Below are 23,992 nucleotides of genomic sequence, written 5' to 3'. Positions count from 1 at the left end.
CTCGCAGACTTTTGCCGCATTTGCGCGATAGGCAGGAACTGACCCCACACCGACACGCCCGTGTCACCTGAAATGTTGCGGAGCCCCCATGCAGACCTTCCCCTGGCTCAAATCCATCTGCGCCGCTGTCCTTCTCACCGCTGTGTCACTCCAGGCCGCCTCGGCCGCGCCGGCGGAGGACGCTCAGAAATTCATCCGCGACGGCGTTGATCAGGCCCTCACCATCCTCCAGGAAACCGGGCCCGAAGATCCTGCCCGGTCAAGCCGCTTCCGGGGGTTTGTCGATGACGTGATTGATACCCGCTCGGTTGCCCTGTTCACGCTCGGTCACTACCGCAAGGGGGCGGACCCGGCACTTGTCAATGCATTCGTCCAGGGCTTCAAGGCCTACGCCACTGCCAGCTATGAAAGCCAGCTCGGCCTTTATGGCGGCCAGACCATCACCGTAGGAGATGCGATTGCGCGCTCCGACACCGATGTTCTGGTGAAAGGCACCATCAATAACAAGGCCGGTGAGGCCGTCGCTGATGTGGCATTCCGCGTGCTTGATACGCCCCGGGGCATGCGCCTGTTCGATGCCCAGGTAGAAGGCATTTGGCTGGCCGTGGAGCAGCGCAACCAGTTCGGTTCATATCTCGCCCAGCACAATGGCGACCTGCAGGCGCTGATTGACTTCCTGGCCGATGAAACAGCGCGTCTGCGCGCGAAGTCACCCGACGTCGCCGTTAACGGCTGACCTCGGCACGGCAGAAGTAGAACTTGTCAGGCAGGCGGAGCTTACTCCGCCGCCTGTACCTCCCGCACACGACCGTAAACGTCATCGAACCGCACGATGTCGTCTTCGCCCAGATAGCTGCCCGACTGCACCTCAATGATGGAGAGCGGCATCTTGCCGGGGTTCTCCAGCCTGTGGGTGGCCCCAATGGGGATGTAGACGGACTCATTCTCTGAAAGCAGGCGGGTATCGTCACCGACGGTTACCCGCGCGGTGCCGTTGACCACCACCCAGTGCTCGGCCCGATGATGGTGCATCTGCAGGGAAATGGCCGCACCCGGCTTGATCATCAAATGCTTCACCTGATGGCGTTCGCCCGTGTCCAGCCCCTCATAGAAGCCCCAGGGCCGGTGGACGCGTGCATGCACTTCATGTTCGGCACGCCCCTCCGCCTTGAGCCGCGCCACCACGGCCTTGACGTCCTGAACCTTGTCACGACGGGCAACAAGCACGGCGTCTGAAGTTTCCACCACAATCAGGTCATCCACCCCAATGGTGGCGACCAGACGGGACTCTGCGCGGATGAAGGTGTTCTGCGTCTCCTGCATGACCGCGTCTCCGCTGACGACATTGCCATGGGCATCCTTGTCACCGATGTCCCACAGCGCGGTCCAGGAGCCGACATCGCTCCAACCGATATCAGCGGGCACCACGACGGCATCCTTCGTGTGTTCCATTACCGCATAATCAATGCTGTCGGACGGGCACAACTCGAAGGCTTCAGCCGACAGACGCAGGAAATCGAGGTCGAGCCTGCCGGTGGTGACGGCCCGAGCCGCGTGGCGCCAGATATCAGGCGCCAGGGCTTCCAGTTCCCGGATCATCCGGTCAGCGCGGAACAGGAAGATGCCCGCGTTCCAGAAATATCCGCCAGCATCAAGGTAATCACGCGCAGTGTCTGCATCCGGCTTTTCAACAAAAGCATCTACCGCAAAACCGCCCTCGCCGGCTGCCTCACCTGCGCGGATATAGCCAAAGCCCGTTTCCGGCGCATCCGGCACGATACCGAAAGTGACGAGCTTGCCCTCTTCGGCAAGCCCTGCGCCCTGAGCGATCACATCAAGGAACAGATCCGGCCGGGCAATGTGATGGTCGGCCGGCAGCACAAGCAGCAATTCTTCCGGATCGTGCGCCGCACACAGGGCTGCAGCTGCCGCAATGGCAGGAGCAGTGTTCCGACCGACGGGCTCAAGGACTTCCACTTCCGGCGAAATGCCTACCTGCTGGAGTTCCGATGCAACGGTAAAGCGGTGCTCCTCGTTGCACACCACCACCGGCGGCAGAAAGCGCTCGCTATCCGATACCCGCAGGGCGGTTTCCTGGATCATGGTGCGCTCAGAGGTGAGCGGCATGAACTGCTTGGGATGCAGAGCCCGCGAGGTCGGCCACAGCCGCGTACCGGCTCCCCCGGACAGAATGATCGGGCGGATCGCTTTCATTGGTCGGATGTCCCCTTGCTGGACGCAGACGGGCCCTGAATGAGGGCCGCGAGACTCCTAGCACGAATCAGGCCGCATGCAGCACAGCTTCGCAGTGTCCCGCACCGGCACACCCACTGCCCCATTGCGGATCGCCAAAAGTTAACGCACCCGCGCGTAGAGCGGGTGACAGGCGCTCAGCCTTACACCCATGTCGGGCAAAAATTTCACTCAACACACTGAATTTAAAAGGAAAACGCCAACTTCACTGCCAGGCAGGCATCACTGGCACGCGGCTTGATCCCTCAAGGGCAGACGTTAACGCGCTTGAGGAGACATCCCCCCAATGTCCGCGCTCCCGAAGACCAACGCCACCGCCCTTCCCTACGGCTCTGTCGACGTAACCGACCGGGCACCAAACCGGTATGTGATGCGCCGCGAGGGTGCTTACGCCGGATCTGTGGGCCCTGTTGCCCTGCCCGTTTACGGCACCGCGGAAATCACCGATTTCGCCCCGGCTGAAGCTCAGCCGGCGCTCGCGGAAAGCGCGGTGCGCAACGCGGCCATCCGGGTTCTGGATGTTCTGGGGTCCATGGCCGGCCTGCTGCTTGCCTCGCCGATTCTGCTGGTTCTTGCGCTCCTTATTCGCCGCGACGGCGGCAAGGCGCTGTTCAGCCAGATTCGCGTCGGTAAGGATGGGGTTGGGTTCCAGTGCTACAAGATGCGCTCCATGGCGTCCGATGCTGAGGCGCGTCTCTCCTCGCTACTGGAGTCCGACCCGCAGGCCGCTGCGGAATGGGCCGAGCATCGCAAGCTTCGCAACGACCCGCGCATCACCCCGCTGGGCCACTTCATCCGCAAGACCAGCCTAGATGAGCTGCCGCAGCTGTGGAACGTGCTGAAGGGCGACATGAGCCTTGTTGGCCCGCGCCCCATCGTGCCGGATGAGCTGGCCATGTATGGCAAGGATGCCGCGGCCTATATGGCCCAGCGCCCTGGCCTGACCGGTCTGTGGCAGGTGTCCGGCCGCAGCGACTGTGACTACGAGACCCGCGTTGCCCTGGATATCGAGTGGAACAACCGCCGCACGGTGCTGTCCTATCTCGAAATCATCTTCAAGACGGTGCCCGCCGTGCTTGCCAAGGACGGCGCCTACTGATCACCGGGTGCTTGCCCTCCTTACGCATCGAGGCGCGCAAGGATTTCGTCGGCAATCGCCAGAGACGACGTGAGCCCGGGGGACTCAATTCCCAGAAGATTGACGAGGCCCGGCACACCGTGTGTGCCGGGTCCGTCTATGCGGAAATCCGCAGCCGGTGCGTCCGGCCCGCCCAGCTTGGGCCGGATACCTGAATAGGCCGGATGCAGGCTCCCCTCGCGCAGATCCGGCCAATAGCGCCGGATCGCCGCGTAAAAACCATCGGCCCGCGACGGATCAACGGTGTAGTCGATGCCGTCTACCCACTCCGTGTCAGGCCCGAAGCGGGCCTGTCCCCCCAAATCAAGCGTGAGGTGAACACCAAGTCCGGCTTCCTCCGGAACCGGATAGATCAAGCGATCAAATGGCGCCCGCCCTTCAAGACTGTAGTAGTTGCCTTTGCAATAATGGGCCTCGGGCACATGAGCTGGATCCAGTGCACCGATCATCCGGGCAATACCTGGCGCAAATAGTCCAGCGGCATTGATCAGCACACGGCAGGAAATCCGCGTTTCCTGACCGTCACCCGACGCACGCACCTGGAACCCATCGCCAGTAGCCTCGATGGCGTCGACCCTTGTGCCGAAGGCGAGCATACCGCCCGCATCCTCCATCTCGCCCTGAAGCGCGAGCATCAAACCGTGGCTATCAATGATGCCGGTTGATGATGAGAGAAGCGCTGCCCGGCAGGACAAGGCCGGCTCGAGCGCCACCGCCGCATCAGCATCGAGAAGAGACATGTCTTCGACACCATTGGCTTCCGCCTTGCCCAGGATAGTTTCGAGCTCCGGCACCTGAGCATCGCTAGTCGCAACAATCAGCTTGCCGCATCGCCGATGAGACACGCCACGGGCAGCACAATAGTCATAGAGTTTGCGTTTACCCTCCACGCACAGACGCGCCTTGAGAGACCCTTGTGGATAGTAGATACCCGCATGGATGACTTCGCTGTTGCGCGCACTTGTGTGACTGCCGATGAGTGTTTCCTGCTCGAGCACCACCACATCGTGGCCGGCAAGCGCCAGGGCACGTGCCGCCGCCAAGCCGATGACACCCGCCCCCACCACGATCGCATCTGTCGAATAGCTGTCAGACACCTAAATTACCTGCCGCCCGCACTCGTTTCTTGTGACCTGAGATACCCGCCTGCCCGGTGCTCAGGCAAGCATCCAGCCCTTGGGCGCGAGCCTGAATCGAAAAGGCCGGGCAAAAACCCGGCCTTCCCAAAGTCGATAATGAAGATCGTGGAGATCTTACTGGGCGAGAGCAAGCTCCTGCTCTTCATCACTGAAGCCACTGTTCAGATCGATCACGATGGCTGTGTAGCCTTCCGACAGAAGCTGGCCCAGGCGCTGGACCGAGCGGACCAGGACAACCTTGGTTTCCAGGCCACCCTCCGGCCCCGCAGCCGGGCTGATGAGGCCCAGCGTAAGCCCCTGCGGCAACACGATCTCGCCGGATTCAGAGATGAACGCGCCCTGCGGAAGCGTGAAGCCCTCAACGACAATCTGGTTTGCATCAGCATTGCTGGTGCCGATCACATTCTGGCCATTGACCGAGAGGGTACCACTGCCGGCGGTGCTCAGACTTGCTGGGCTACCGGTAACGCTACCGCCCTGCGCATTCACTGCGAATGAACCACCACTCAGGTTGGCATTCACCGTCTGGGCATTGATGGTACCGCTCTGGCTGGCGTTGATGTTACCGCTCACAGATTGACCGTTCAGAACCACCGTGGAACCAGAGATATTGCCGTTGATGCTCCCGCCGGAATTCACCGTGACGGGTGCGTTAGTGACGATCGGACCGTTTGCGTTCCCCCCAACACTGCTGTTGACACCGCCATTGGCATACAGCGTCTCGGTGCTGAACGTCTGGTCACCTGTCAGTTGAGAGGTAAATGCACCGGCCAATCGGACAGTATCGGCTTCAAAGTCGTCGCCGTTTGCGGTCATTGACCCAAGCAGGACACCAGCGGTGCCGGCATTCTGCAGAGTAACGTCACCATTGGACGATGCCGCACCAAGACCATTGCCAGCGCTGAAGCTCACTGACTGCCCGCCATTGGCCGTACCAAAGAGATTACCAAGGAAGGTAATCGCACCAGCGGCGGCGTTTGAGATGGTGGTATTGAAGGTCGTCAGGACCTGCGTAAGGCGCACGTCAGACCCGAATGTCAGGCTGTTGGCATTATAGTTGGCACCCGTCAGCACCTTCTGACCGGCGCCAGTCAGCGTCGTTGCACCCAGACGCGTCGTGTTGCCGAGTGAACCGACATTGGCTGCCCCCGCGGTGTTGACCACAAGCGTCTGGCCACCGGCAGTGGTGCCATTGATTGATGCCGCATTGAAGGCCGCACCACCGGTCGTTGTGAAGCTGGTGCTGCCGGAAAGAAGGATCGGTGCGGCAAAGTTGAACCCGTTGACCGACGAGCCCAGCGTGCCGGATACCGTCGTGCCCGCACCATTCAATGTCAGACCGTCAACCGACACATTTCCGAAGATGAAGTTAGCCTGACGGTTGGACACAACGTTCTCGGAGTAGTTGCCGTCGGCAACATTGACGAAGCCGCCGGTCACCAGTCCGTCGAGTGCCGCTTGGAAGTTGGGCAGCGCCTGACGCTCGTTGCCGAGGCCATTGCCGATCGCAAAGTCTTCAGCAGGCGAAACCGTGCTGTCGTCGTCCACGAAGATATGTGTGCGGTTTGCGAAGGCGAAACCACGGTCGAGAACTGTCCAGCCACCGTTGCTGGTGCTGAGCCCGAGAAGCTCAGCCTGGCGGGCGAGGTCGGCCGTCAGCGTTCCGGAATTGTCGATATTGGACAGATTGAGGACGACACCCCACTCATTGCCCAACGGCCCTTCGGAGTTGCCGGAGAGTTCACTGATCTGCCCCGGCCGCAGCAGAACGGCACCCTTGGTGTTCTCGATTCGGTTGTTGGTGATCGTGGCATCGCTGCCGTTAGAGACGTTGATGCCGCTGCGGATGTCGTGAATGTTGTTGTTGGTCACCACAATACCGCTGCGACCACCGCCAATATTGATCGCCATGCTGGAGCTCACGGACGGGTCAGTCCAGTCCACGTTCCGCCAATCGCCAACCACCGGGCCGATGAACTCAAGACCCGAAATGGTCACGTCATCAGCTGTCACGGTGAAACCGGTCTGCGTGTTCGCAACATTGATAACAGCGCCAGCCGAGCCCTGAACCGTCAGGCCAGTCTTGTTGACTGTGTTACCTGCAGCAAAGTTACCAGCCAGGACGTTGACCGTATCACCGTCATCTGCCGCGGTAATGGCCGTCTGGATGGACATGGCCTGCGTGCCGCCCCCAAACAGATTGCCCACACCAACGAAGAATTGGTCAGTAACGTCCGTACCATCCCAGCCCGCGACAGCGCTTGATCCCGGGTTCACGAGATTGACTGCGAAGTCGAGCGCTCCCTGCAGGGTCTCCTGGAAGAAGGTGAACTCATCGCCATCGGCGCGATGATCCGGATTTGCGACGACATGAGAGAAGCCAGCAAGGTTGAGCGTGCCGAAATCGTGGAGGGCGGATTCGTCTTCCGCGTACAATCCAATCCACTCATTGAAGCTGTTTAGCGACGCATCAATGTTAATGTTGGTCGACTGCTGATCGTAGTAGGTGTTGTTTTGGAACAGCGCAACACCACCCCAGTCATTTCCGAGCGTGGTCACGCCAGTAAGCGTCACATTGGCGCTATCGCCGATTTGTATGCCAGCGCCGGCGGTGGTCACGTTGTCATCGTCAACGGTGCGGCCATCGGCTGTGACATTGGTCAGCACAGCGCCGTTGACGCCGTTGAGATCGACTTCGGCGCGACCGGCACCGCGGCTGGTGACGTTGGTGAGGGTGAAGTTGTTGAGGCGGGCTGACGCATCCGGTCCGTTCGGCGACACCTTGATGCCGTAGCTATTGCCGGCATCTGCGGTCGCGCCATACAGGGTCAGGTCTTGAATCGTTACGTCGTCAGCCGAGACACTGATGCCGTAGCCGGAGCCTGCGCGCCAATCAATGATCGTTCCCGTCTGGCTTTGGCCTGCGAGGGTAAGAGCTTTGTCGATCACCACGTTTTCCGCGTACGTCCCATCCTGGACGTTGACGAAGCCGCCATGGACGACAGCCTCGATGCCGTCATTGATCGAACCCAGCGGCTGCCGCTGGTTACCCAATCCGTTTCCGAGGGCGAAATCATCCGCGGCGTTGAAACTGGAACCGGCGTTCACCTCAATATGCGAACGATTGCCGCCTGCGGTAGCCGTGATGAAGCCGTTTGACCCGTAGCGACGATCAAGAACCCGCATGCCGCCATTGCCGGACGACAGCGCCATGATGTCGACACCATACTGCACTTCATCAGTAGTCGGGTCTGCAGTGTAGCCCGCTGCAGTCACCCCGTTGAGGAAGACGATATCCCACTCATTTCCGGTCGAGCCAATCGTGTTGCCGGTCATGGTGATGTTGTCGCTACGGACAATGAAGGAGCCTTTGGTGTTGTCAAAGACGTTGCCGGTGGCCGTGGCAGAACTACCGCTGACGAAGGACACACCTGTGCGGATGTCGTGAATGTTGTTGCCGGAGATGGTGACACCGGAGGCATTGACGGTAATGCCGGTGCTGCTACTGAAGGCCGCATCACCCCAGTCAATCGTGGTAAACGCCCCCAGGCCGGCAATCGGGCCGACGATTTCGAAACCGGAAACCGTGGTGTTGTCACCGTTGACGGTGAAGCCGGTCTGCCCGTTGGCGACGGTGACGCGGGCTGCGCTGGCACCGTCAATGGTCAGGCCCGTTTTGGTGACGGTTGTGCCGGCGGCGTAATTCCCCGCAGCGACATTGACAGTGGCATTGTTGGCCGCCACGTCGACGCCGTCCTGGATGTCGACGCCGTTGGCGACGTTCACTGTGGTGCCCTGACCGGTCAGGGTCTGGCTGGCACCCAGGCTGATGTCGGCGTTGAGGTTGATGGTGAGGTCGTTATTGTTGTCCTGGTCATTCAGGGCCAGCGTCGTGCCGGTGCCCTGGGCGCTTGAATCGATCTCGGCATCAACGGTGATGGAATTGTTTGCTGCCAGCGTGACACCGGTCGTTGCCATCTGGTTGACGATTGTGGCGTTGGTGACCGTTGAGGCCGAAGGATCAATAGGGCCACCGTCAGCACCGGCAATAACAGTCAAATCGTCCGGGTCGATGGTCCAGTTACCGGCCTGACCATTCGGCGCCAGTGTAATGACGGTGATGCCGTCGTCGATGCGGACCGTCTTACCTGAGGTTTCGACGAAGCCGCCGTCGCCGGAGGTGGCGCCGCCCTTGGCGGTGAAGGTGCCGTTATAGGTGCCGGTGTCGTCGGCATAGGCGATGATGGTGCCGCCATTGCCGGTGGTGGTGGCGTCGGCTGAGAGGCTGGCTGTTGAGGTGGTGGTGATGGTGTCACCGGAGATGGAGATGGCACCGCCGCCGGTTGCGCCCGAGGCATCAAGCGCGCCGGCGATGGTGACGTCGTCGCCGCCGAGAATGATCTCGCCGCCGACCACAGTGGCGGAGGCAGCGCTGGTGATGCCGGAGACGTTGACCACGGAATCGATGATGGCGCCGGCAGCCTTGGCCGAAATGTCGATGATGCCGCCTTCGGCAACCACCTGACCGAGCTGTTCAGCGCGCGCGCCTTCGGCACCCAGGCCCAGCTCGATCAGCTGATCGCCCGCCAGGTCGATTGTGAATTCCTCACCTGCGGCAAGCGTAACCTTGCCGAGGCGCGCTCGGATGATGCCGTTATTGCGCACATGCGGGGCGACAAACGCCGCCAGGCCACCTTCGCGGATGGTGATATCACCGTCATTGATGACCGCGCCGCCACCGCCCGAGGTGAAGTCGATCCGGTTGCTGCCGGACATGAACTTTGACACATTGATATTGCCGGTGGACGCGACAAGGCCGGACACATCGACCCGCGCGCTTGCACCGAACATCACGCCATTGGGATTGAGAACCCAGACATTACCGTTGGCTGTCAGCCGGCCATTGATCTGGGTCGGGTCGGTGCTGGCATTGACCCGGTTTACGGCGATTGAGGACGATCCAGGCTGCGCAAAGTTCACATGCGCATCACTGCCGATATCGAAACTGCGCCAATCAATAACGGCGCGGTCGCTCGACTGGTTGACGTCAAGCCGCGCACCGCTCTGCGAGACCGTTGCAGCACCCCCGACGACATTGCCGCCCTGAGGCAGCGTATTGGGGTCAATCGCATGAGCTGCGGTCGGGACAGCCACGAGCGCAGCAATGGCGCTGAGAGCCGTACCGGGACGCGAAAGGGCCGTGGTGCCCATGGCGAAACTGCGTGATTTTGGCTGGATACTCATGGTCGTCCACCTCCTTGAACGGGGCCGGCGCCATGTGCGGCCAGGCCCACTGCGCTGTCGCGCAGATTTCGAAAAAACCGTCAGGCACACTCGGCAAAGGCCGGGGCAGCCCGACTCCCCAAACAGCTAGAAACTCGAACTCACAGAAAAGAAGACACGCAGGTCGCGATCACGCTCTGCGGTAATGTCGTGACCGAAGGGCTTGGCGACATACACATTCACGTTGGCGCGCTCGGCAACGCCGAGGCGCACACCGAGACCGGCGGAACGGATGGTTTCCCGCTCCTCTTCCCCCGGCAGAAGCGTTACCTGGTCCACCGTGGCAATTTCATAGAACGTATAAAGCTCCGGGTTCTGAACAACGCTGGAGCTGTGCGGAATGTACCAGCTGGCCTCAGCCTTGCCCGCCAGGCCGTTTTCACCGGTAATTTCAGACGGGTCGAAGGCCCGGCCGTAATTGGTGCCGCCGAAGCCGACTTCTTCGCCTGCCAGCAGATCTTCGTTGAAGGATGTCTGAGCCGCAGCGCCGACCAGAAGTCCGAACTCGTTCCACAACGGCTGCCAGCGGCTTACCTCTACGTTGAGACGTGAAAACTCGCTATCGGCGTTCACGCGCGACAGATTCCCGTCGCTGCGCTTGGACCCGTTGAAGGCGGTAACGCCCTGGGTGAAGGTCACCTGGCCACTGTTGGACCCGCCCCAGCTATCCAGTGCGTTGACGAACACATCGGCCTTCACGCTCCGCAGCCGGTCTTCGAAGGTCGGCTTTACAACGGCATTTTCCGACCGGACATTGGACGCGGCAAATCCGACCGTACCAATGACGTTGAGATCTCGCGACCGCACGATCGGATAGGACAATTCAACCCGCATCGACTTCGCTGTGCCTTCGGTATCCAGCCGCTCGAGCTCAAGCCCGGGACGCGTTTCCGAATAGCTGGCCGAAGCGAACAGCGACAGGCCACTGGACGTCAAAGGCTGTTGAATGCTGAGGGACCCATATGCAAGTTCCGGATCCCCGTCCGGTGCCACGACGCCCGTCAGGCCAACCCGCCCCGCAGTGCCGAAGAGATCGTTGACGTAAACAGCGCCAATCACTTCCTCACGGCCCAGATAGCGGCTGCCGAGATTATCAACCGCGGCGTACCCCTCGAACCGGTCACGCTCGACAATGAGAGTCAGATCGGACGCCCCTGGCGTGGTCTGAGACGGCTGCAGGACGCTCCGGATGCTGAAGCCGGGAAGATCCCCCGCCAGCAGCAACTCACGCTCAAGCACATCGGCAGTGAGCGGACGAATTGAAGAGATGCGGCGCGCATGAGACTGCAGGAACGGCAGTGCCCCGCCTGCATCTCCCTCAATCTCGATCTTGTCGATAAACCCTTCGATGATCTGAATACGAAGAGTCCCATCACTGATCCGCTGAGACGGCACGACAGCCTGCGTGAGAATGTAGCCAGCATCGCGATACTTCGCGGTGACCTTGGCCGCCAGTTCCCGCGCATCAGACAGGGTAATGGGACGGTTCACATAAGCTGCGGCGAGCGCCTGCAATTCGGCATCGTCGAGAACCTTGTTCCCGTCGAATGCAACACTGGAAACCGTGAAAGGTGTTTCTTCTGCTTGCTGTGCCGGAGCACGGTCTTCACCGCCAGGCAACACCAAAGGCTCTCCGACTTCCGGCACGGCCGGCCGCGTCTGGAAACGCTCCTCGATCCGGCTGGGATCAGCAGAGGTCTGCGCCGCCGCTGATGTGAGTGTGGCAAGAAGAAACATGCCGGAAAGCGCGACTAACCCCTGCCGCGAAACAGTGTGCCGCCGTGATGAAATGCCAGCCATTCCTGTCCCCCTGAGCTTTTCCAATGGCAAGGGCGCAACCAGATGCTCTGGCGCGCCGCAGAAAAGCTTAACAATGCGTAAACAGCCGGAACACTACGGGACCGTTCCGGGACGGTCTAGTTGATTCAGGTCATTAAGTCGGAATTCCGGGACTTATTGTTAAAATGCCGCATCAACCGAAAGTATTAGACCCAGTGGAAAAAGGCGGCAAAGTGCCATATTTGAAATTCGAGATCAGACTATTTGGGTTTAACTCCAAACCTTGCGTACGCGCGACACAAATCCGAAACATTCGTTAAACGAGCATTTCGCAAGCGCAGCACTCGCTAGAGCTGTGTAAAAATTGAGCCAAATGCGGTTACGGCCTCACACGCCGACTTAAACGCCTATCGACACACTCACTCCATCTGAAAACTCAGAATGAGTGATCTTGATGGGTATCTGTCGCGTTCTTCCCCTTGGTTTCCTGGCAGCCGGCATGGCGCTGATCACCGCAGGTAATGCAGCCGCGCAATCTGTAGCCATGAAACCCGTCGCAGAAACTGTGTTCACAGGGCAGAAAGTCGCTGTCGACTTTCCCCGGTTCCATGCTGGCAGCAGCGACTTCTCGTTGGTGCCGAAATGGCAACGCATTCTTGCGGACGAGCCGCGCTTTCTCGCCCAATCACCCATGCTCGACAAGCGCGAACCACACAAGGCAGGAACCACACACACCGCCGCAGCACGGCAAGGCCGATCAGACGAGAAGTCGACAGGCGCCACAGCGAAAAGAAACGAAACCGACCGCCTCGGACCTCAGCCGCGGATAACACTCCCCCTGCCAGCAGCACTCGGCACATACCTGCCCGGCGCCGCAGACGCGCTGTCACCGAACAAGGTGACTGAATGTAAGTCAGATGATACCGAGTGTTTGCTCAAAGAATGGGCGGCGATCATCACGGAAACATCTGACGATGAAATCGGCTTGCAGATTGAGCGGGTAAACCAGTGGGTAAATCGCACACCATATCGCGATGACACGGAGACATGGGCCACCCCAGACTTCTGGCAGACGCCCGATGAGTTCTTCAGCCGGGGCGGTGATTGCGAAGACTACGCAATAACCAAATATTACAGCCTCGCCGCACTCGGCTTTGATCCTGCCGATATGCGCATCCTCGTCCTGTACGATGAGGGGTTGCGGCTCCACCATGCTGTCCTGCTCGTGCGCCATGATGGGCAGATCCTGGTCCTGGACAACCAGCGCGATGCCATTCTGACGTTGGCAGAGCTCCCGCAATACCGGCCGATCTACTCCGTCAACGAACAGGGGTGGTGGATGCACCGAGCACTTGCCCCGGTCCGCCTCACCGCAACTAAGCCAGTCGCACTGAAAACGGCACGCGTGGAAACATCTCCGCACCACCAGCGTGCGCCACGGGTGATGCGGCGGCGCTTCTAGGACCCCTCACACACGGTCAGCAAGGTCACTCCAGGCATGCTGTGAGATCTGGTGTGCGTGAAGCGCCATCAGCCACCCGTTCCCAAGCCACGCCTTGGCCGTTGCAGCATCCAGTTGCCGTAACTTGTCAGCATCCACCAGCTTGAAACCGCTCAAGTTGAACACCTCTCCATCAGCCCTGGTCACTGAGGTTTGTCGGCTTGCCAGCAATCCGTGTGCCTCTAGAGCGGCCGCGAAAGCCTCAGTTGGTTTCACCGAGGAATGGTAAGAGCGACAAAACTCAAGCGCGTCTGCTGTTGTCACGGACGGCTTCCCATCTTCCTCGAAAAACACTGCGCCCTCAGAACCCGAGATACGTTCGGAGGCCTCATCAATTGCCAGAGTAAGCTGATCACTGCCGTCTTCAGTCAACAACACGAATGGGTACCGCCGCACATAGGCCGGAATATAAACACCCGGAGTCCATGCGCCGACCTCATTGATGAAGAGGTTTTCTTCCTTTCGAAGACCCACAATCGCAACAGGGAAAGGCTCGACCGCATCAACAAATGCTATCGGGTAATGCCTGCTAACCGAAGCAAACTCAGCAAGCGTGATCGGAATGGCGTTTGTTTCCCGGGCAAAAGACAGATCGGTTGAGGGACGAATATACTTCCCCGCATGCCGATCGGGACTGAGGGGTGTCGGCTGCTTGTAGAACAACGGCAGGCGTGCCGCCTCAGATGACATTTTTGTCTTCTCAGAGCCCACTCTAAATCTCCCCCGGACTGATTGAAAATGCGACCAGCCTGAAGCCAGGCCGACATACTGACCGCAAGCGTAAAGCGCATACGGCAGGGCGTCAGAAGAAAAAAGGACTAATCCCCACCTGCATCAAAACAGTATATCATCAGACCACTGATGTTTGATCGCTTCAGACGGTGGGCCGCTGACGCAACCGCTGCTCCCATCTGAGGGCATGTTCGACAATCACGGCAAGGTCATCAAGCTGCGGCGTCCAGTCCAGCGTTTGCCGCAGGAGGCTTGGATCGGAAACAAGGCTTGCCGGATCGCCCGCTCGGCGCTCTTCCTCGCGGACATCGATGCGCTGCCCGGAAACACGCTGCACCGTATCCAGTACCTGCCGCACAGATGCCCCGTGGCCATAGCCGCAATTGAACACACCACCCGGCTCACCGGCACGGAGGTGATCAAGTGCCGCCAGATGCGCGGCAGCAAGGTCGCTCACATGGATATAGTCGCGCACGCCCGTTCCATCCGGCGTGTCGTAATCGGTGCCGAAGATCGACACTTGGTCCCGCGCGCCCGTCGCGGCTTCGACTGCGACCTTGATGAGATGCGTGGCCCGCGCCGTTGACTGCCCCGCCCGCCCCTGAGGGTCTGCCCCGGCCACATTGAAATAGCGCAAGGCCACATAGTTGAGGGGATGAGCCGCCGCCGTATCGCGCAGCATCCACTCCGTCATCAGCTTGGAGGAGCCGTAAGGCGAAATCGGCGCCAGCACCGTGTCTTCCGTCACCGGAACAATTTCCGGCATGCCGTAAACGGCAGCGGTGGACGAAAAGATGAAGCGCGGCACCGCATGCACGACTGCGGCCGCCAGAAGCTCCCGCGTCTTCACCGTGTTGTTGAGATAATAGCCGAGCGGATCGGTGACCGAATCCGGCACCACGATGGAGCCGGCAAAGTGGATAACCGCATCCACCTCGTACCGGTCCATCACACTGTCGAGCAAGGCACGGTCGCCGATGTCACCGACGACAAGCTCGACACCTTCCGGGATCACGGACCGAAAGCCTGTCGACAGATTGTCGAGGACCACGACATCCTCGCCCCGGTCGCTCAGCGCCAGGACCGTATGGCTGCCAATGTATCCGGCGCCCCCGGTTACCAGAACCGTCATTACCCCCTCCAGGACTCTCAGTCACTGCCCGCGCAGCCATAAGAGCGTCGCGCCAGGGCGGGAGCTCAGGCAGAAACGCGCGCCAGATCCGAGTCGATCATGTCCGACACAAGTTGCGTAAACGTGACCTTCGGCTCCCAGCCTAGCTCGTCCCGCGCCTTGCCCGGATTGCCAAGCAATGAATTCACTTCGGCCGGCCGGAAGAACTGGGGATTGACCTCAACGAGGATGTCGCCGGATTTTGCGTCCCGGCCCTTCTCATCCACGCCAATGCCCGACCATTCGATCTCGCGCCCGACATGGCGGAAAGCGAGCTCCGCGAATTCGCGGACACTGTGATCCTCACCGGTTGCGAGCACATAGTCGGACGCCTGGTCCTGCTGCTGCATCAACCACATGCCCTCGACATAATCCCTGACATGTCCCCAATCGCGCTTGGCGTCGAGATTGCCGAGGCTCAGAGACTTGCTCAGCCCCTTATGAATACGCGCAACGCCGATGGTGATCTTGCGGCTGACGAAGTCTTCACCGCGCGTCGGGCCTTCATGATTGAACAGGATGCCGTTTGACGCATGGAAACCATAGGCCTCGCGATAATTCACCGTTGTCAGGAAAGCATGGTGCTTCGAGATGGCATACGGGCTGCGCGGCTGAAACGGCGTGGTCTCGCTCTGCGGCATCTCCTGAACATTGCCGTAAAGCTCCGACGTGGAGGCCTGGTAGAACCTCACGTGATCGCCCATGCCAAGGAGACGGATCGCCTCCAGGAGGCGCAGAGTGCCCATCGCATTCACATTGGACGTGTATTCCGGCTTCTCGAAACTGACCTTCACATGGCTTTGCGCGGCGAGGTTATAGACCTCATCCGGCTCGCAGGCCTTGAGGGCCTGGACGAGGCTCGCACCGTCGGTCATGTCACCCGTGTGCATGGTGATCTCGTCCCGCGCCCGATCCGCGCCCACCACTTCATACAACTTGCCGACAGTTGAAGACGATGTGCGGCGCTGCAGACCGTGGACGTCATATCCCCTGTCGAGCAGAAGCTTGGCCAGGTAGCCACCATCCTGACCGGTGATCCCAGTAATGAACGCAGTCTTTTTCGGCATCGGTATCAGGCTTTTCACGATGGGGAGGAATCGACGTCGCAGGCGGAACCACTGCGCCAGCTTGCCTCTTCTTTACGGAGCATGGCCGTTTCAATAGAGCGTCCGGCCCGCTTCGACAATAGGCAGCCCCCCGACGCAACGGCTGTTGCGCGTTTGGCAGGCTGATGGGCGCACTTATCAGTAGATTCTGCCCATCCGCAGGCATTGCAGGAAAGCATCCGCCCGGGCCGCCATCTCCCAGTTCCGACCGGCTTCCGCGCCATTCCGCCAGAGACGGGCCAGAGAGAATACTTCCATGCCGAAGCGCTCGGCACACGCCTGAGCCCGGGTCTGGCGCCGCGCAAGCCGTCCGAGAACCGCGTCATTGAATGCGATTGCCCGGCGTATCTGCTGTTTCCGGCGCCCCTGGCCCCACATGAAAATCTCCCCGCGGATATGCGTGCCAAGGTGGCACAGCCCCGCGGGGAGATAAAGCAGGCGTTAACGAGTGGCGCAGACCGCAAGGGCCATCGCGTCAGACGCGGAAATTGGCTTCCACGTAATCGACAAGCTGCTGCACGCAATCGTCGATGCTGCCAGCCGACGTATCGACCGTGAGCTGAGGATTATCCGGTGCTTCGTAGGGCGCTGAAATGCCCGTGAATTCCTTGATCTCGCCGGCACGGGCCTTCTTGTAGAGCCCCTTCGGGTCACGCTCCTCGCAGGTCTTGAGATCTGCGGCCACATGCACTTCGTGGAACGCCTCCCCTGCCGCTTCGCGCGCCCGGTCGCGGTCCGACCGGTAGGGCGAAATGAACGAGGTGATGGCAATGGCACCGGCCTGCGCGAAGAGTGCGGAGACTTCGCCCACGCGGCGAATGTTCTCGGCGCGATCCTCCGGCGAGAAACCGAGATTTGCATTGAGACCGTGGCGCACATTATCGCCATCGAGCACGAACACATTCATGCCCTTCTCGAACAGGCGCTTCTCAAGCTCCACCGCCAGGGTCGACTTGCCGGCGCCGGACAGGCCGGTCAGCCAGATGACGCCGCCCTTGTGGCCATTACGCCGGGCACGGGCATCAGTGGTGATACCGTGCTCAACCTTGGTGATGTTGGTGGATTTCTGCGTGATCAGGCCGCGCTGGTCCGCATAGCCTTCCATGGAAATGATACCGCCACCGGCGATGTCGTACCCATCCACCAGCACGAAGCGGCCGGTGCGCGGGCTGTCGATGAAGCTGTCGAGCGCCAGCAGGCGCTTGGCACGCAGCACGACTTCCGCAACCTGGTTGCGCTCCACCTTCTGGGCATCCGTCGCCGACAGATCCGTCGTGTCGATGATGCGCTCGATCTCCTGAACCTGGACACGGGCCTCGAAGGTGTTGAGCTTGATCTTGTAGGTCTTGCCGACAGACAGTGGCTCATTGCCAAGCCAGAAAAGACGGGCGCGGAACACTTCGGTCTCGATCGGCGCCTGCTCGACATGGCTCGCGATGTCACCACGCTCGACGAAAATCTGCTCATCCAGCGTGATGCCGACACTTTCGCCCGCCTCGGCACGCGTCGGCGCCACGAAATCGGAACGCGACGACCAACTCTCGATGCTCGCCACCTTCGCGGTCTTGTTGGAGGGCGAGAAAACAAGCTCGTCACCCACTTCCAGCGCACCCGCCTCGATGCGGCCGGCAATGATGCGGCGCGTATCGAACTTGTAGACATCCTGGATCGGGAAGCGCAGCGGCTGATCCACCGTCGGTGCAGAGGGCAGGAAGCTGTCAAGCGCCTTTACCACCGTCGGGCCCTTGTACCAGGGCATGTTGGCCGACTGATTGGAGATGTTGTCGCCTTCGCGTGCCGACACGGGAATGACGAAGGTCGGCGTCACGCCGATGGAAGAGAGGTAGTCGCGGTATTCTTCCTCGATGAGGTCGAACTGCTCCTGCTCGTAATCCACCATGTCCATCTTGTTGACGGCCACCGCGACCTGGCGGATGCCCATCAGGTGCAGGAGATACCCGTGACGGCGCGACTGCTCGCGCACGCCTTCAGCTGCGTCGATGATCAGCAGCGCTGCGTCAGACTGCGCCGCACCGGTGATCATGTTCTTCAGGAACTCTTTATGGCCCGGCGCATCGATGATCGTGTAATCGCGCTGGTCCGTCTTGAACCAGATCTGCGACGTATCAATGGTAATGCCCTGGTCACGCTCCGCCTGCATGGCATCCATCAGGAACGCCCATTCGAACGGCATGCCCCGGCGTTCGCACATTGCCTTGATGGACTCATACTTGCCTTCCGGCAGCGAGCCCGTGTCGTGGAAAAGACGGCCCACCAGCGTGGACTTGCCATGGTCCACATGACCCACGATGACGATGCGCAGAAGGTCACGGGCGCGCTGCGACAGCACGGCCGGGTCTTCGTTCACGGAAGCGAGGTTCACGGATGAATTGGTCATAGGTTCGGTCCCCGCTTACATGTAGCCGTCGGCACGAAGACGCTCGAAAGCGTCTTCGGAGTCGTGATCCATGGCGCGGCCTGCGCGCTCTTCGGTACGGATCGTCTCAAGCTCGGCAATGATCTCGTCGATGGTGGAGGCATTGCTGTCGATCGGGAAGGTGATGCCCTTCTCGCCCAGCGAGCGGAAACGCTTGCCGTCCTTGGCGAAATAGAGCGGCACGAGCGGGATTTCCTCGCGCTTGATGTACCGCCAGATGTCGAGCTCCGTCCAATGCAGCAGCGGATGAATACGCAGATGCGTGCCTTCCGGATAATCCGTTTTATACTGGTCCCAGAACTCCGGCGGCTGATCGCGGAAATCCCACTGGCCGTCGGCGCCGCGCGGGCTGAACACACGCTCCTTGGCACGCATGGACTGCTCGTCACGCCGAATGCCGGCGATGATGCCGTTGAAGCCATACTTCGCCACGCATTCCTTCACCCCGGCCGTCTTGCGGGCAGCAAGACGGGAGTTCGGCGGCAGGCTCGGATCAATGGTTTCGATCGGCGGGCACGGGTCTGCAATCAGCTTGAGCCCCCACTCCTTCGAGTACTTCTCACGGAACTCATAGGTCTCGTCGAATTCCAGCCCCGTATCCAGATGCGCGACCGGGAACGGGATGTTGCCGAAAAACGCCTTGCGCGACAGCCAGATCATGACGTTGGAGTCTTTGCCCAACGACCAGAGCATGGCGATATTGTCGATGCGGTTGAACGCTTCCCTCAGGATGTAAATGCTCTGCGCTTCGAGTTGATCGAGGCGATCCATATTGCCCTCCAAAGGCGTGGCCACGCGCCGGTAGCCATCTACACGGGCAGCCCTGGCAGGACTGCATCTTGGAGGCCTAGGTAATTATCCACGTATTGAATGTCAATTTCCCATAATAACAAATATTTTGTGTTATTGTGGGTCCAAGCCCCTCTCTATCCAGCAGACATATTGCCGGCAACCCTGACCAATGAGGGAAGCTAGAGACTTGTGCGCAGGGAAAGAATGACGCTGTTCGTCGTAAAATCCGCGCCAGGCGCAGTCGAGTCACGCCGATCGTAATCGTAATCAAGAACAAGGCGCAGATTGCGGTTCACCAGATAGGTGATGTCCGCGCCGAGCGCCAATGTGTCGTCCTCGCGCGCGGTTCCCTCGAACTCACTCATCTCGTAGGTGGCATCAGCACCAAGAATAATGTTCCGCCGAAGCTCGTGATCGACGCGGGCACCGACCCCCGTCACGAGGTTGCCGGAAGCGCCGGCCAGCGTTGTCTCTTCAACCCTGCGCGCGCCGAACAGACCCAGTGTTGTGAGGTTGGTCACGAACCAGTCGACCGCGCCTTCGTAGATCGCGCCATCGACAGAGGGAATAAGGGAGCTTTCGTATTCGCGCGACAGATAACCGACACCAAGGCGGCCGCGCGCGAGATGGCCAACGTCAAATGACGCGCCTGCAAGTGCTTCGTAGCCATCAGAGTCCCTGCGGGCGACACCGCCCCCGCCAAGCGTGTCATCAAAATTGTCGTACCTGATGTCGCGGTAACGGCCCTCAGCAAAGAGTTCGAGCGCTGGCGACACTTCGTAGCCAATGCGCAGTGCCGCGACGACTTCTTCCCGATCACGATCGTCATTGTTGATTTGCCCGCCAGCCGGCGGCAGCAACGCAACATCGTCAAAGTCAGTTTCGCTGTAAGCCAGGCTTGGCCGCAATGACAAACGATTGAATCGCTGTGTGAGGCTGACTTCAGCCCTAGCTTCGGTGAAACGGGTCGGTTCTGCGGCTGCATTCGGCAGATCAGGCGACCCGCGCCCCTCATGATCCACCCTGAACCCGGCAGACGCCGCCAGGCTGGTTTGGCGGGTTATGTCCAGTCGCCCGTCCGCGACAAAGCCGTAATTGGTGAAATCCTCACCGTCATTTTCTGAGTGAAACCGGCTCGCTGCTTCGGCCTGCAGGTTGAGTGCATGCCGGCTCCATCGGGATTCAACACGAACCTCAGGCGCAACCATAAGAAGGGTGTCATCCTGCTCATTGGCCGGGTCGGCAAACAGATTGTCGGTGTATTCCGCAGACGTTGTCACGCTTGGATAGACAACGAACCCGCCAGCCCTGACACCGACGGGGTCATAGTCCGGACGCGTCCGGTCTGCCACTCCAACCCCACGTTCCGGCACTTGCTGAGCCAGCGCGAATTGCCCCGCCATCGGAGAAACGGCGACGCAGATGCTCGCGACCGCAACCATGGTTGTGCCCAGCAGTCTTGCCATTTCCCCCTCCAGCGCTTCAGGACACGCACTCCGAGCGCACATCCGTTCGGTTAACGAATTACTGACGAGAAAGCCTCAGAATGATGAAGACGGCGTTAACGAATGGATTTTCGTTGGAGATTGAGACTGCCAGATAAAACTCAGGCCGACAGGAATCGATAGTCCTGGCCGTCGAGCACCAACGCGGTAAGCGTGCCGGTGATATAGGCCCCGGTGTCGACGCCGATGCGGTTGCGGCGCACCACGGGCTCCTCCTCGGGCGTATGGCCGTGCACCACGACCTTGCCGAAATCACCGTCGGCCTGCAGGAACTCATCACGGATCCACATGAGATCCTCCGGCGCCTGCTCACCGAGCGGCACGCCCGGTGCCACGCCGGCATGGGCAAAGAAATAGCCGCCCTCCTCGTGGCTGACGCGCAGCGTATCAAGAAAGGTACGGTGCGCCTCGGGCATCAGCTCCGCCAGTTCGTCACGCGCCGCGATGAAGGCCTCTGGCTCATCCTTGAGTGGCAGGGCGCGGACGCCATAGCTCATCAGGGTCTCAAGCCCGCCGTAATACTTCCACTCGCGGCCGAAGGCCGGCTCGGACATGAACTTGAGAAACGCGTCCTCGTGATTGCCCTTGAGGGACACCACCTCGAAGCCCGGCAGCGGCGTACCGAGCAGCCGGTCGATCACGCCCTTGCTGTCCATGCCGCGATCCACGTAGTCGCCGAGATAAACGACCACGAGGCGCGTCCCCTCGGGTGCCTGTGCCGCATCGGCGCGGATCATGTCATGCAGGCGGTCCAGCAGATCCGCACGGCCATGGATGTCGCCGACGGCATAGACGCGCGTTCCCTCGGGCACCGCGGCCGGGGATTGAAAGACGGCTTGAAGCCGGGAAAACGCCTGCTTGAACATTCCCCACTGATACGACCGCCGGACCGCAAACGGCAAGCGCAGTGACGGCGCTCCCGAAAGCCCATTCCCCTGCCCCCCCTGCCGGACTAGCGCAGATGAATGCCCGCCACGTCAGCAACAAGTCGGGGACAGGCCCGCCTTCAGTTGAGAACCCGCGGCCAGTTGGTATCGGCCTTGCTGATATTGCCGGGAATGTCCTTCTCCCAGCGCGCCTGAACAGCGTCGTCATAATTCAGGTAGAGCTTGCCATCGACGATGGACCAGTTGTGCGGATTGGTGGATGCGGTCGTGCCCTGCGCCACAGCCCAGGCACAATAGCCGCCATATTGCGGCAGATAGGCTTCAGGCTCCGCAATGAAGGCATCGAGATTGGCCTGGCTGGAGAACCGGTAGGTGTAGCCCTCATGGTCGGTCTCGAAGTCATCCGAGCCTTCGACCGGCCGCCCTTCGGTGAAATAGGCCACCGGGTCATAGCCGCCGACGGCGACGCTGCTGAAGAAACCGGTATAGACCGGATCCTTTGCAGCATGGGCTGGCGCGGTAAACAACAGGGCCACAAGCACGAGAAACGCCGAGATGGCGATCTTCGCCGACAGCCGGGACATCAGGATCGTCTGGGACAGCATGGCATGAGCTCCCTGCCGGATGAGCGGGCATGGCAAAAATCAGGCCCGCTGGAAAACCTGGCAGAGAGTGTGGCAAGTCACGGCGCGCGCGCCCAATCACAAGCCGCGCGCGGCGCTTCACAGCTTGCTGAGAGAGATGTGTTCACTGATCCGTCATGGATCTCGGGCTTGGTTAACCGATTGGCAGGCCACCGGGGCCCACAGTGCCTGCATCCAATGCCCGACACACCAATTGAGCTGCCTTTCCAGGGGATTTTCGTGCGCGTCCTGTCTCCCACCGCCATCGTCCTGCTCGCCTTCGCAGCCGCGGGCGGTGCCATTGCCCTGGCCCTGCTGCCCTATGGCGGCCCGCCGGATGAACTGCAATACGCAGCCCATGGCCTCGCGTTCCTGGTCATCGGCCTCCTCTTCGCCATGAGCCTGCCTCACCGCCCCTGGGGTGGATTGGCCGCTGCCTTTCTGCTGAGCGTGGGCATCGAGGTGGCGCAGGTGCTGGTGCCCGGCCGATCCGCCTCCCTGTCGGACCTTGCCGCCAATCTTGCAGGAATTGCCGCAGCGGCGGTGCTCTACCTCACCGGCCGGGCCCTCAAGCGATGGCATGACAACCGCCGTTTCGCCGCCTGACATCCAGCACACTGGCGCGTCAGATCATTTCTGCTACCGTTCACACCAATAACGGGAACATCCGAGCGTCTTGGGGGGCGCCAGATGACCGATTGGGGTTGCGGGACCAGACCTGACAGATGTCGCGCGGCGCACGGCCGTGCGCGGTCGCGCGCCTTTTTGCTCGCCGCCAGCGCATTGCTCTGTGCCGGGCCGTCGCAGCACGCCGAGGCAGGCGCCTGGCCGCGCGCCAAGGACGAGACGCTGCTGATCTCAACCCTGGCCATTACCGGCGCCCCGAACCGCCTGACGGCCAGCGGGCGCCCCCGGGGCGGGGCAGGCTTCGAGAAAACCGAACTTGCCGCCTATCTCGAAACCGGCTGGCGCGACAGCACAACCCTTATCGGCCGGCTCGCCTGGCAAGACACCATCTCCGGCGGTGATCGCCAGCGGGGGTTTTCCGGCCTCGACCTCGGCGTCCGCACGCGGCTCTGGCAATTTGAAAGCGGCACTGTGATCTCCGCACAAGCCACAATCCTTCTGCCGTTGCGGGAACACCGCCCAGGCAACCCGCTCCTGAGCTCGGGACATGCGGATTATGACCTGCGCCTGCTGCAGGGCGAGCCCGAAGGCATCCTATGGCTGCCCGGGTTCACCGACAGCCAATTGGCCTACCGCCACCGCGGCGGCAAGGCACCGGACGAGATCCGCTTCGACCTGACCTATGGCATTCCGCTCTCAGACGATTGGCTGGTGCTGCTTCAGGGCGAGACCACGGTGACGGTCGGCAAGGCCGAAGCACCCTTCAGCCATTACCGGTCCCAGAAAGGCATCGCCTCCCTGCGCTGGACATTTGCACCCGGGCGGCACGTCCAGCTCGGGGCCATACAGACTTTGAGCGGTGCTGAGATCGTGCGGGAGTCAGGCGCCCTGGTGAGCTTCTGGGCGGAGTTCTAACAGCCGCCTTCGCCCGCCAGATCAAGTGTCACCGCATTGTCAAACGCACGCGTCATGACTGTTACCCGGAACAACCGCATCAAGGCACAATCCGGGAGGCCCTC

General features: G+C 60.7%; 17 protein-coding genes. 5 read left to right on the top strand and 12 right to left on the bottom strand.

Annotated elements, in window-relative coordinates; genetic code table 11:
* Positions 1–88: 88 nt before the first annotated feature.
* A complete protein-coding gene (locus tag HG718_RS01360) occupies positions 89–736 on the top strand; it encodes an MlaC/ttg2D family ABC transporter substrate-binding protein (RefSeq protein ID WP_160586716.1) in 648 nt (215 codons plus the stop codon).
* 41 nt (positions 737–777) lie between these two features.
* Here the strand turns inward: HG718_RS01360 and HG718_RS01355 are convergent, their stop codons facing one another.
* Entirely contained in the window at positions 778–2,214 is a 1,437-nt protein-coding gene (locus HG718_RS01355) for a mannose-1-phosphate guanylyltransferase/mannose-6-phosphate isomerase (protein ID WP_160586715.1), read from the bottom strand.
* A 325-nt stretch (positions 2,215–2,539) separates the two neighbouring features.
* Here HG718_RS01355 and HG718_RS01350 point away from each other — a divergent pair, with 325 nt between their 5' ends.
* On the top strand, positions 2,540–3,352 hold the full coding sequence (locus HG718_RS01350; RefSeq protein ID WP_205345621.1) for a sugar transferase: 813 nt from the start codon (positions 2,540–2,542) through the stop codon (positions 3,350–3,352).
* A 20-nt stretch (positions 3,353–3,372) separates the two neighbouring features.
* Here HG718_RS01350 and HG718_RS01345 read toward each other — a convergent pair whose 3' ends face one another.
* The 3 genes from HG718_RS01345 to HG718_RS01335 form a co-directional block, all read right to left on the bottom strand.
* A complete protein-coding gene (locus HG718_RS01345; protein ID WP_160586714.1) occupies positions 3,373–4,488 on the bottom strand; it encodes an NAD(P)/FAD-dependent oxidoreductase in 1,116 nt (371 codons plus the stop codon).
* 156 nt (positions 4,489–4,644) lie between these two features.
* Positions 4,645–9,741, bottom strand: a complete 5,097-nt coding sequence (locus HG718_RS01340) for a beta strand repeat-containing protein (RefSeq protein WP_160586713.1) — start codon at positions 9,739–9,741, stop codon at positions 4,645–4,647.
* A gap of 159 nt (positions 9,742–9,900) precedes the next feature.
* Positions 9,901–11,550, bottom strand: coding sequence for a ShlB/FhaC/HecB family hemolysin secretion/activation protein (locus HG718_RS01335; protein ID WP_160586712.1), 1,650 nt, complete (start codon positions 11,548–11,550; stop codon positions 9,901–9,903).
* Positions 11,551–12,091: 541 nt separating this feature from the next.
* On the opposite strand from HG718_RS01335, the gene HG718_RS01330 reads away from it, so the two are divergent.
* Entirely contained in the window at positions 12,092–13,054 is a 963-nt protein-coding gene (locus HG718_RS01330) for a transglutaminase-like cysteine peptidase (protein ID WP_160586711.1), read from the top strand.
* Positions 13,055–13,060: 6 nt separating this feature from the next.
* On the opposite strand, the gene HG718_RS01325 is transcribed toward HG718_RS01330, so the two are convergent.
* The 8 genes from HG718_RS01325 to HG718_RS01290 form a co-directional block, all read right to left on the bottom strand.
* Positions 13,061–13,804 carry a SapC family protein gene (locus HG718_RS01325; protein ID WP_160586710.1) on the bottom strand — a complete coding sequence of 248 codons (744 nt, stop codon included), beginning with the start codon at positions 13,802–13,804 and terminating at the stop codon, positions 13,061–13,063.
* A 163-nt stretch (positions 13,805–13,967) separates the two neighbouring features.
* On the bottom strand, positions 13,968–14,957 hold the full coding sequence (gene galE, locus HG718_RS01320) for a UDP-glucose 4-epimerase GalE (protein ID WP_160586709.1): 990 nt from the start codon (positions 14,955–14,957) through the stop codon (positions 13,968–13,970).
* A gap of 65 nt (positions 14,958–15,022) precedes the next feature.
* Positions 15,023–16,063 (bottom strand): GDP-mannose 4,6-dehydratase, encoded by a 1,041-nt coding sequence (gene gmd / locus HG718_RS01315; protein ID WP_160586708.1) that lies wholly within the window; start codon positions 16,061–16,063, stop codon positions 15,023–15,025.
* A 514-nt stretch (positions 16,064–16,577) separates the two neighbouring features.
* A complete protein-coding gene (gene cysC / locus HG718_RS01310; protein WP_027838925.1) occupies positions 16,578–18,500 on the bottom strand; it encodes an adenylyl-sulfate kinase in 1,923 nt (640 codons plus the stop codon).
* Between the two features lie 15 nt (positions 18,501–18,515).
* Positions 18,516–19,310, bottom strand: coding sequence for a sulfate adenylyltransferase subunit CysD (gene cysD, locus HG718_RS01305; RefSeq protein ID WP_027838924.1), 795 nt, complete (start codon positions 19,308–19,310; stop codon positions 18,516–18,518).
* A 200-nt stretch (positions 19,311–19,510) separates the two neighbouring features.
* Positions 19,511–20,797, bottom strand: a complete 1,287-nt coding sequence (locus tag HG718_RS01300; protein ID WP_160586707.1) for an outer membrane beta-barrel protein — start codon at positions 20,795–20,797, stop codon at positions 19,511–19,513.
* 140 nt (positions 20,798–20,937) lie between these two features.
* Positions 20,938–21,648 (bottom strand): metallophosphoesterase family protein, encoded by a 711-nt coding sequence (locus HG718_RS01295; protein WP_244624768.1) that lies wholly within the window; start codon positions 21,646–21,648, stop codon positions 20,938–20,940.
* 194 nt (positions 21,649–21,842) lie between these two features.
* Positions 21,843–22,328, bottom strand: a complete 486-nt coding sequence (locus tag HG718_RS01290) for a YHS domain-containing (seleno)protein (RefSeq protein ID WP_205345620.1) — start codon at positions 22,326–22,328, stop codon at positions 21,843–21,845.
* Between the two features lie 216 nt (positions 22,329–22,544).
* Here HG718_RS01290 and HG718_RS01285 point away from each other — a divergent pair, with 216 nt between their 5' ends.
* Both HG718_RS01285 and HG718_RS01280 read left to right on the top strand, forming a co-directional pair.
* On the top strand, positions 22,545–22,952 hold the full coding sequence (locus HG718_RS01285) for a VanZ family protein (RefSeq protein ID WP_160586705.1): 408 nt from the start codon (positions 22,545–22,547) through the stop codon (positions 22,950–22,952).
* Positions 22,953–23,111: 159 nt separating this feature from the next.
* Entirely contained in the window at positions 23,112–23,888 is a 777-nt protein-coding gene (locus tag HG718_RS01280; RefSeq protein ID WP_160586704.1) for a hypothetical protein, read from the top strand.
* The last annotated feature ends 104 nt before the right edge of the window (positions 23,889–23,992 follow it).

Origin of the sequence: Pyruvatibacter mobilis, from assembly GCF_012848855.1 — a bacterium.
GTDB classification, from domain to species: Bacteria; Pseudomonadota; Alphaproteobacteria; order CGMCC-115125; family CGMCC-115125; genus Pyruvatibacter; species Pyruvatibacter mobilis.
Note: the sequence above shows the minus strand (reverse complement) of the source record. Positions and strands in the feature narration are given on the sequence as shown.

What these genes read in the sequence shown, in the direction of transcription:
- galE (WP_160586709.1), bottom strand. Translation starts at nt 14,957, where the DNA reads ATGACGGTTCTGGTAACCGGGGGCGCCGGATACATTGGCAGCCATACG.
- cysD (WP_027838924.1), bottom strand. Translation starts at nt 19,310, where the DNA reads ATGGATCGCCTCGATCAACTCGAAGCGCAGAGCATTTACATCCTGAGG.
- HG718_RS01285 (WP_160586705.1), top strand. Translation starts at nt 22,545, where the DNA reads ATGCCCGACACACCAATTGAGCTGCCTTTCCAGGGGATTTTCGTGCGC.
- HG718_RS01335 (WP_160586712.1), bottom strand. Translation starts at nt 11,550, where the DNA reads ATGTTTCTTCTTGCCACACTCACATCAGCGGCGGCGCAGACCTCTGCT.
- HG718_RS01330 (WP_160586711.1), top strand. Translation starts at nt 12,092, where the DNA reads ATGGCGCTGATCACCGCAGGTAATGCAGCCGCGCAATCTGTAGCCATG.
- HG718_RS01290 (WP_205345620.1), bottom strand. Translation starts at nt 22,328, where the DNA reads ATGCTGTCCCAGACGATCCTGATGTCCCGGCTGTCGGCGAAGATCGCC.
- HG718_RS01340 (WP_160586713.1), bottom strand. Translation starts at nt 9,741, where the DNA reads ATGGGCACCACGGCCCTTTCGCGTCCCGGTACGGCTCTCAGCGCCATT.
- HG718_RS01350 (WP_205345621.1), top strand. Translation starts at nt 2,540, where the DNA reads ATGTCCGCGCTCCCGAAGACCAACGCCACCGCCCTTCCCTACGGCTCT.
- gmd (WP_160586708.1), bottom strand. Translation starts at nt 16,063, where the DNA reads ATGCCGAAAAAGACTGCGTTCATTACTGGGATCACCGGTCAGGATGGT.
- cysC (WP_027838925.1), bottom strand. Translation starts at nt 18,500, where the DNA reads ATGACCAATTCATCCGTGAACCTCGCTTCCGTGAACGAAGACCCGGCC.
- HG718_RS01360 (WP_160586716.1), top strand. Translation starts at nt 89, where the DNA reads ATGCAGACCTTCCCCTGGCTCAAATCCATCTGCGCCGCTGTCCTTCTC.
- HG718_RS01355 (WP_160586715.1), bottom strand. Translation starts at nt 2,214, where the DNA reads ATGAAAGCGATCCGCCCGATCATTCTGTCCGGGGGAGCCGGTACGCGG.
- HG718_RS01300 (WP_160586707.1), bottom strand. Translation starts at nt 20,797, where the DNA reads ATGGCAAGACTGCTGGGCACAACCATGGTTGCGGTCGCGAGCATCTGC.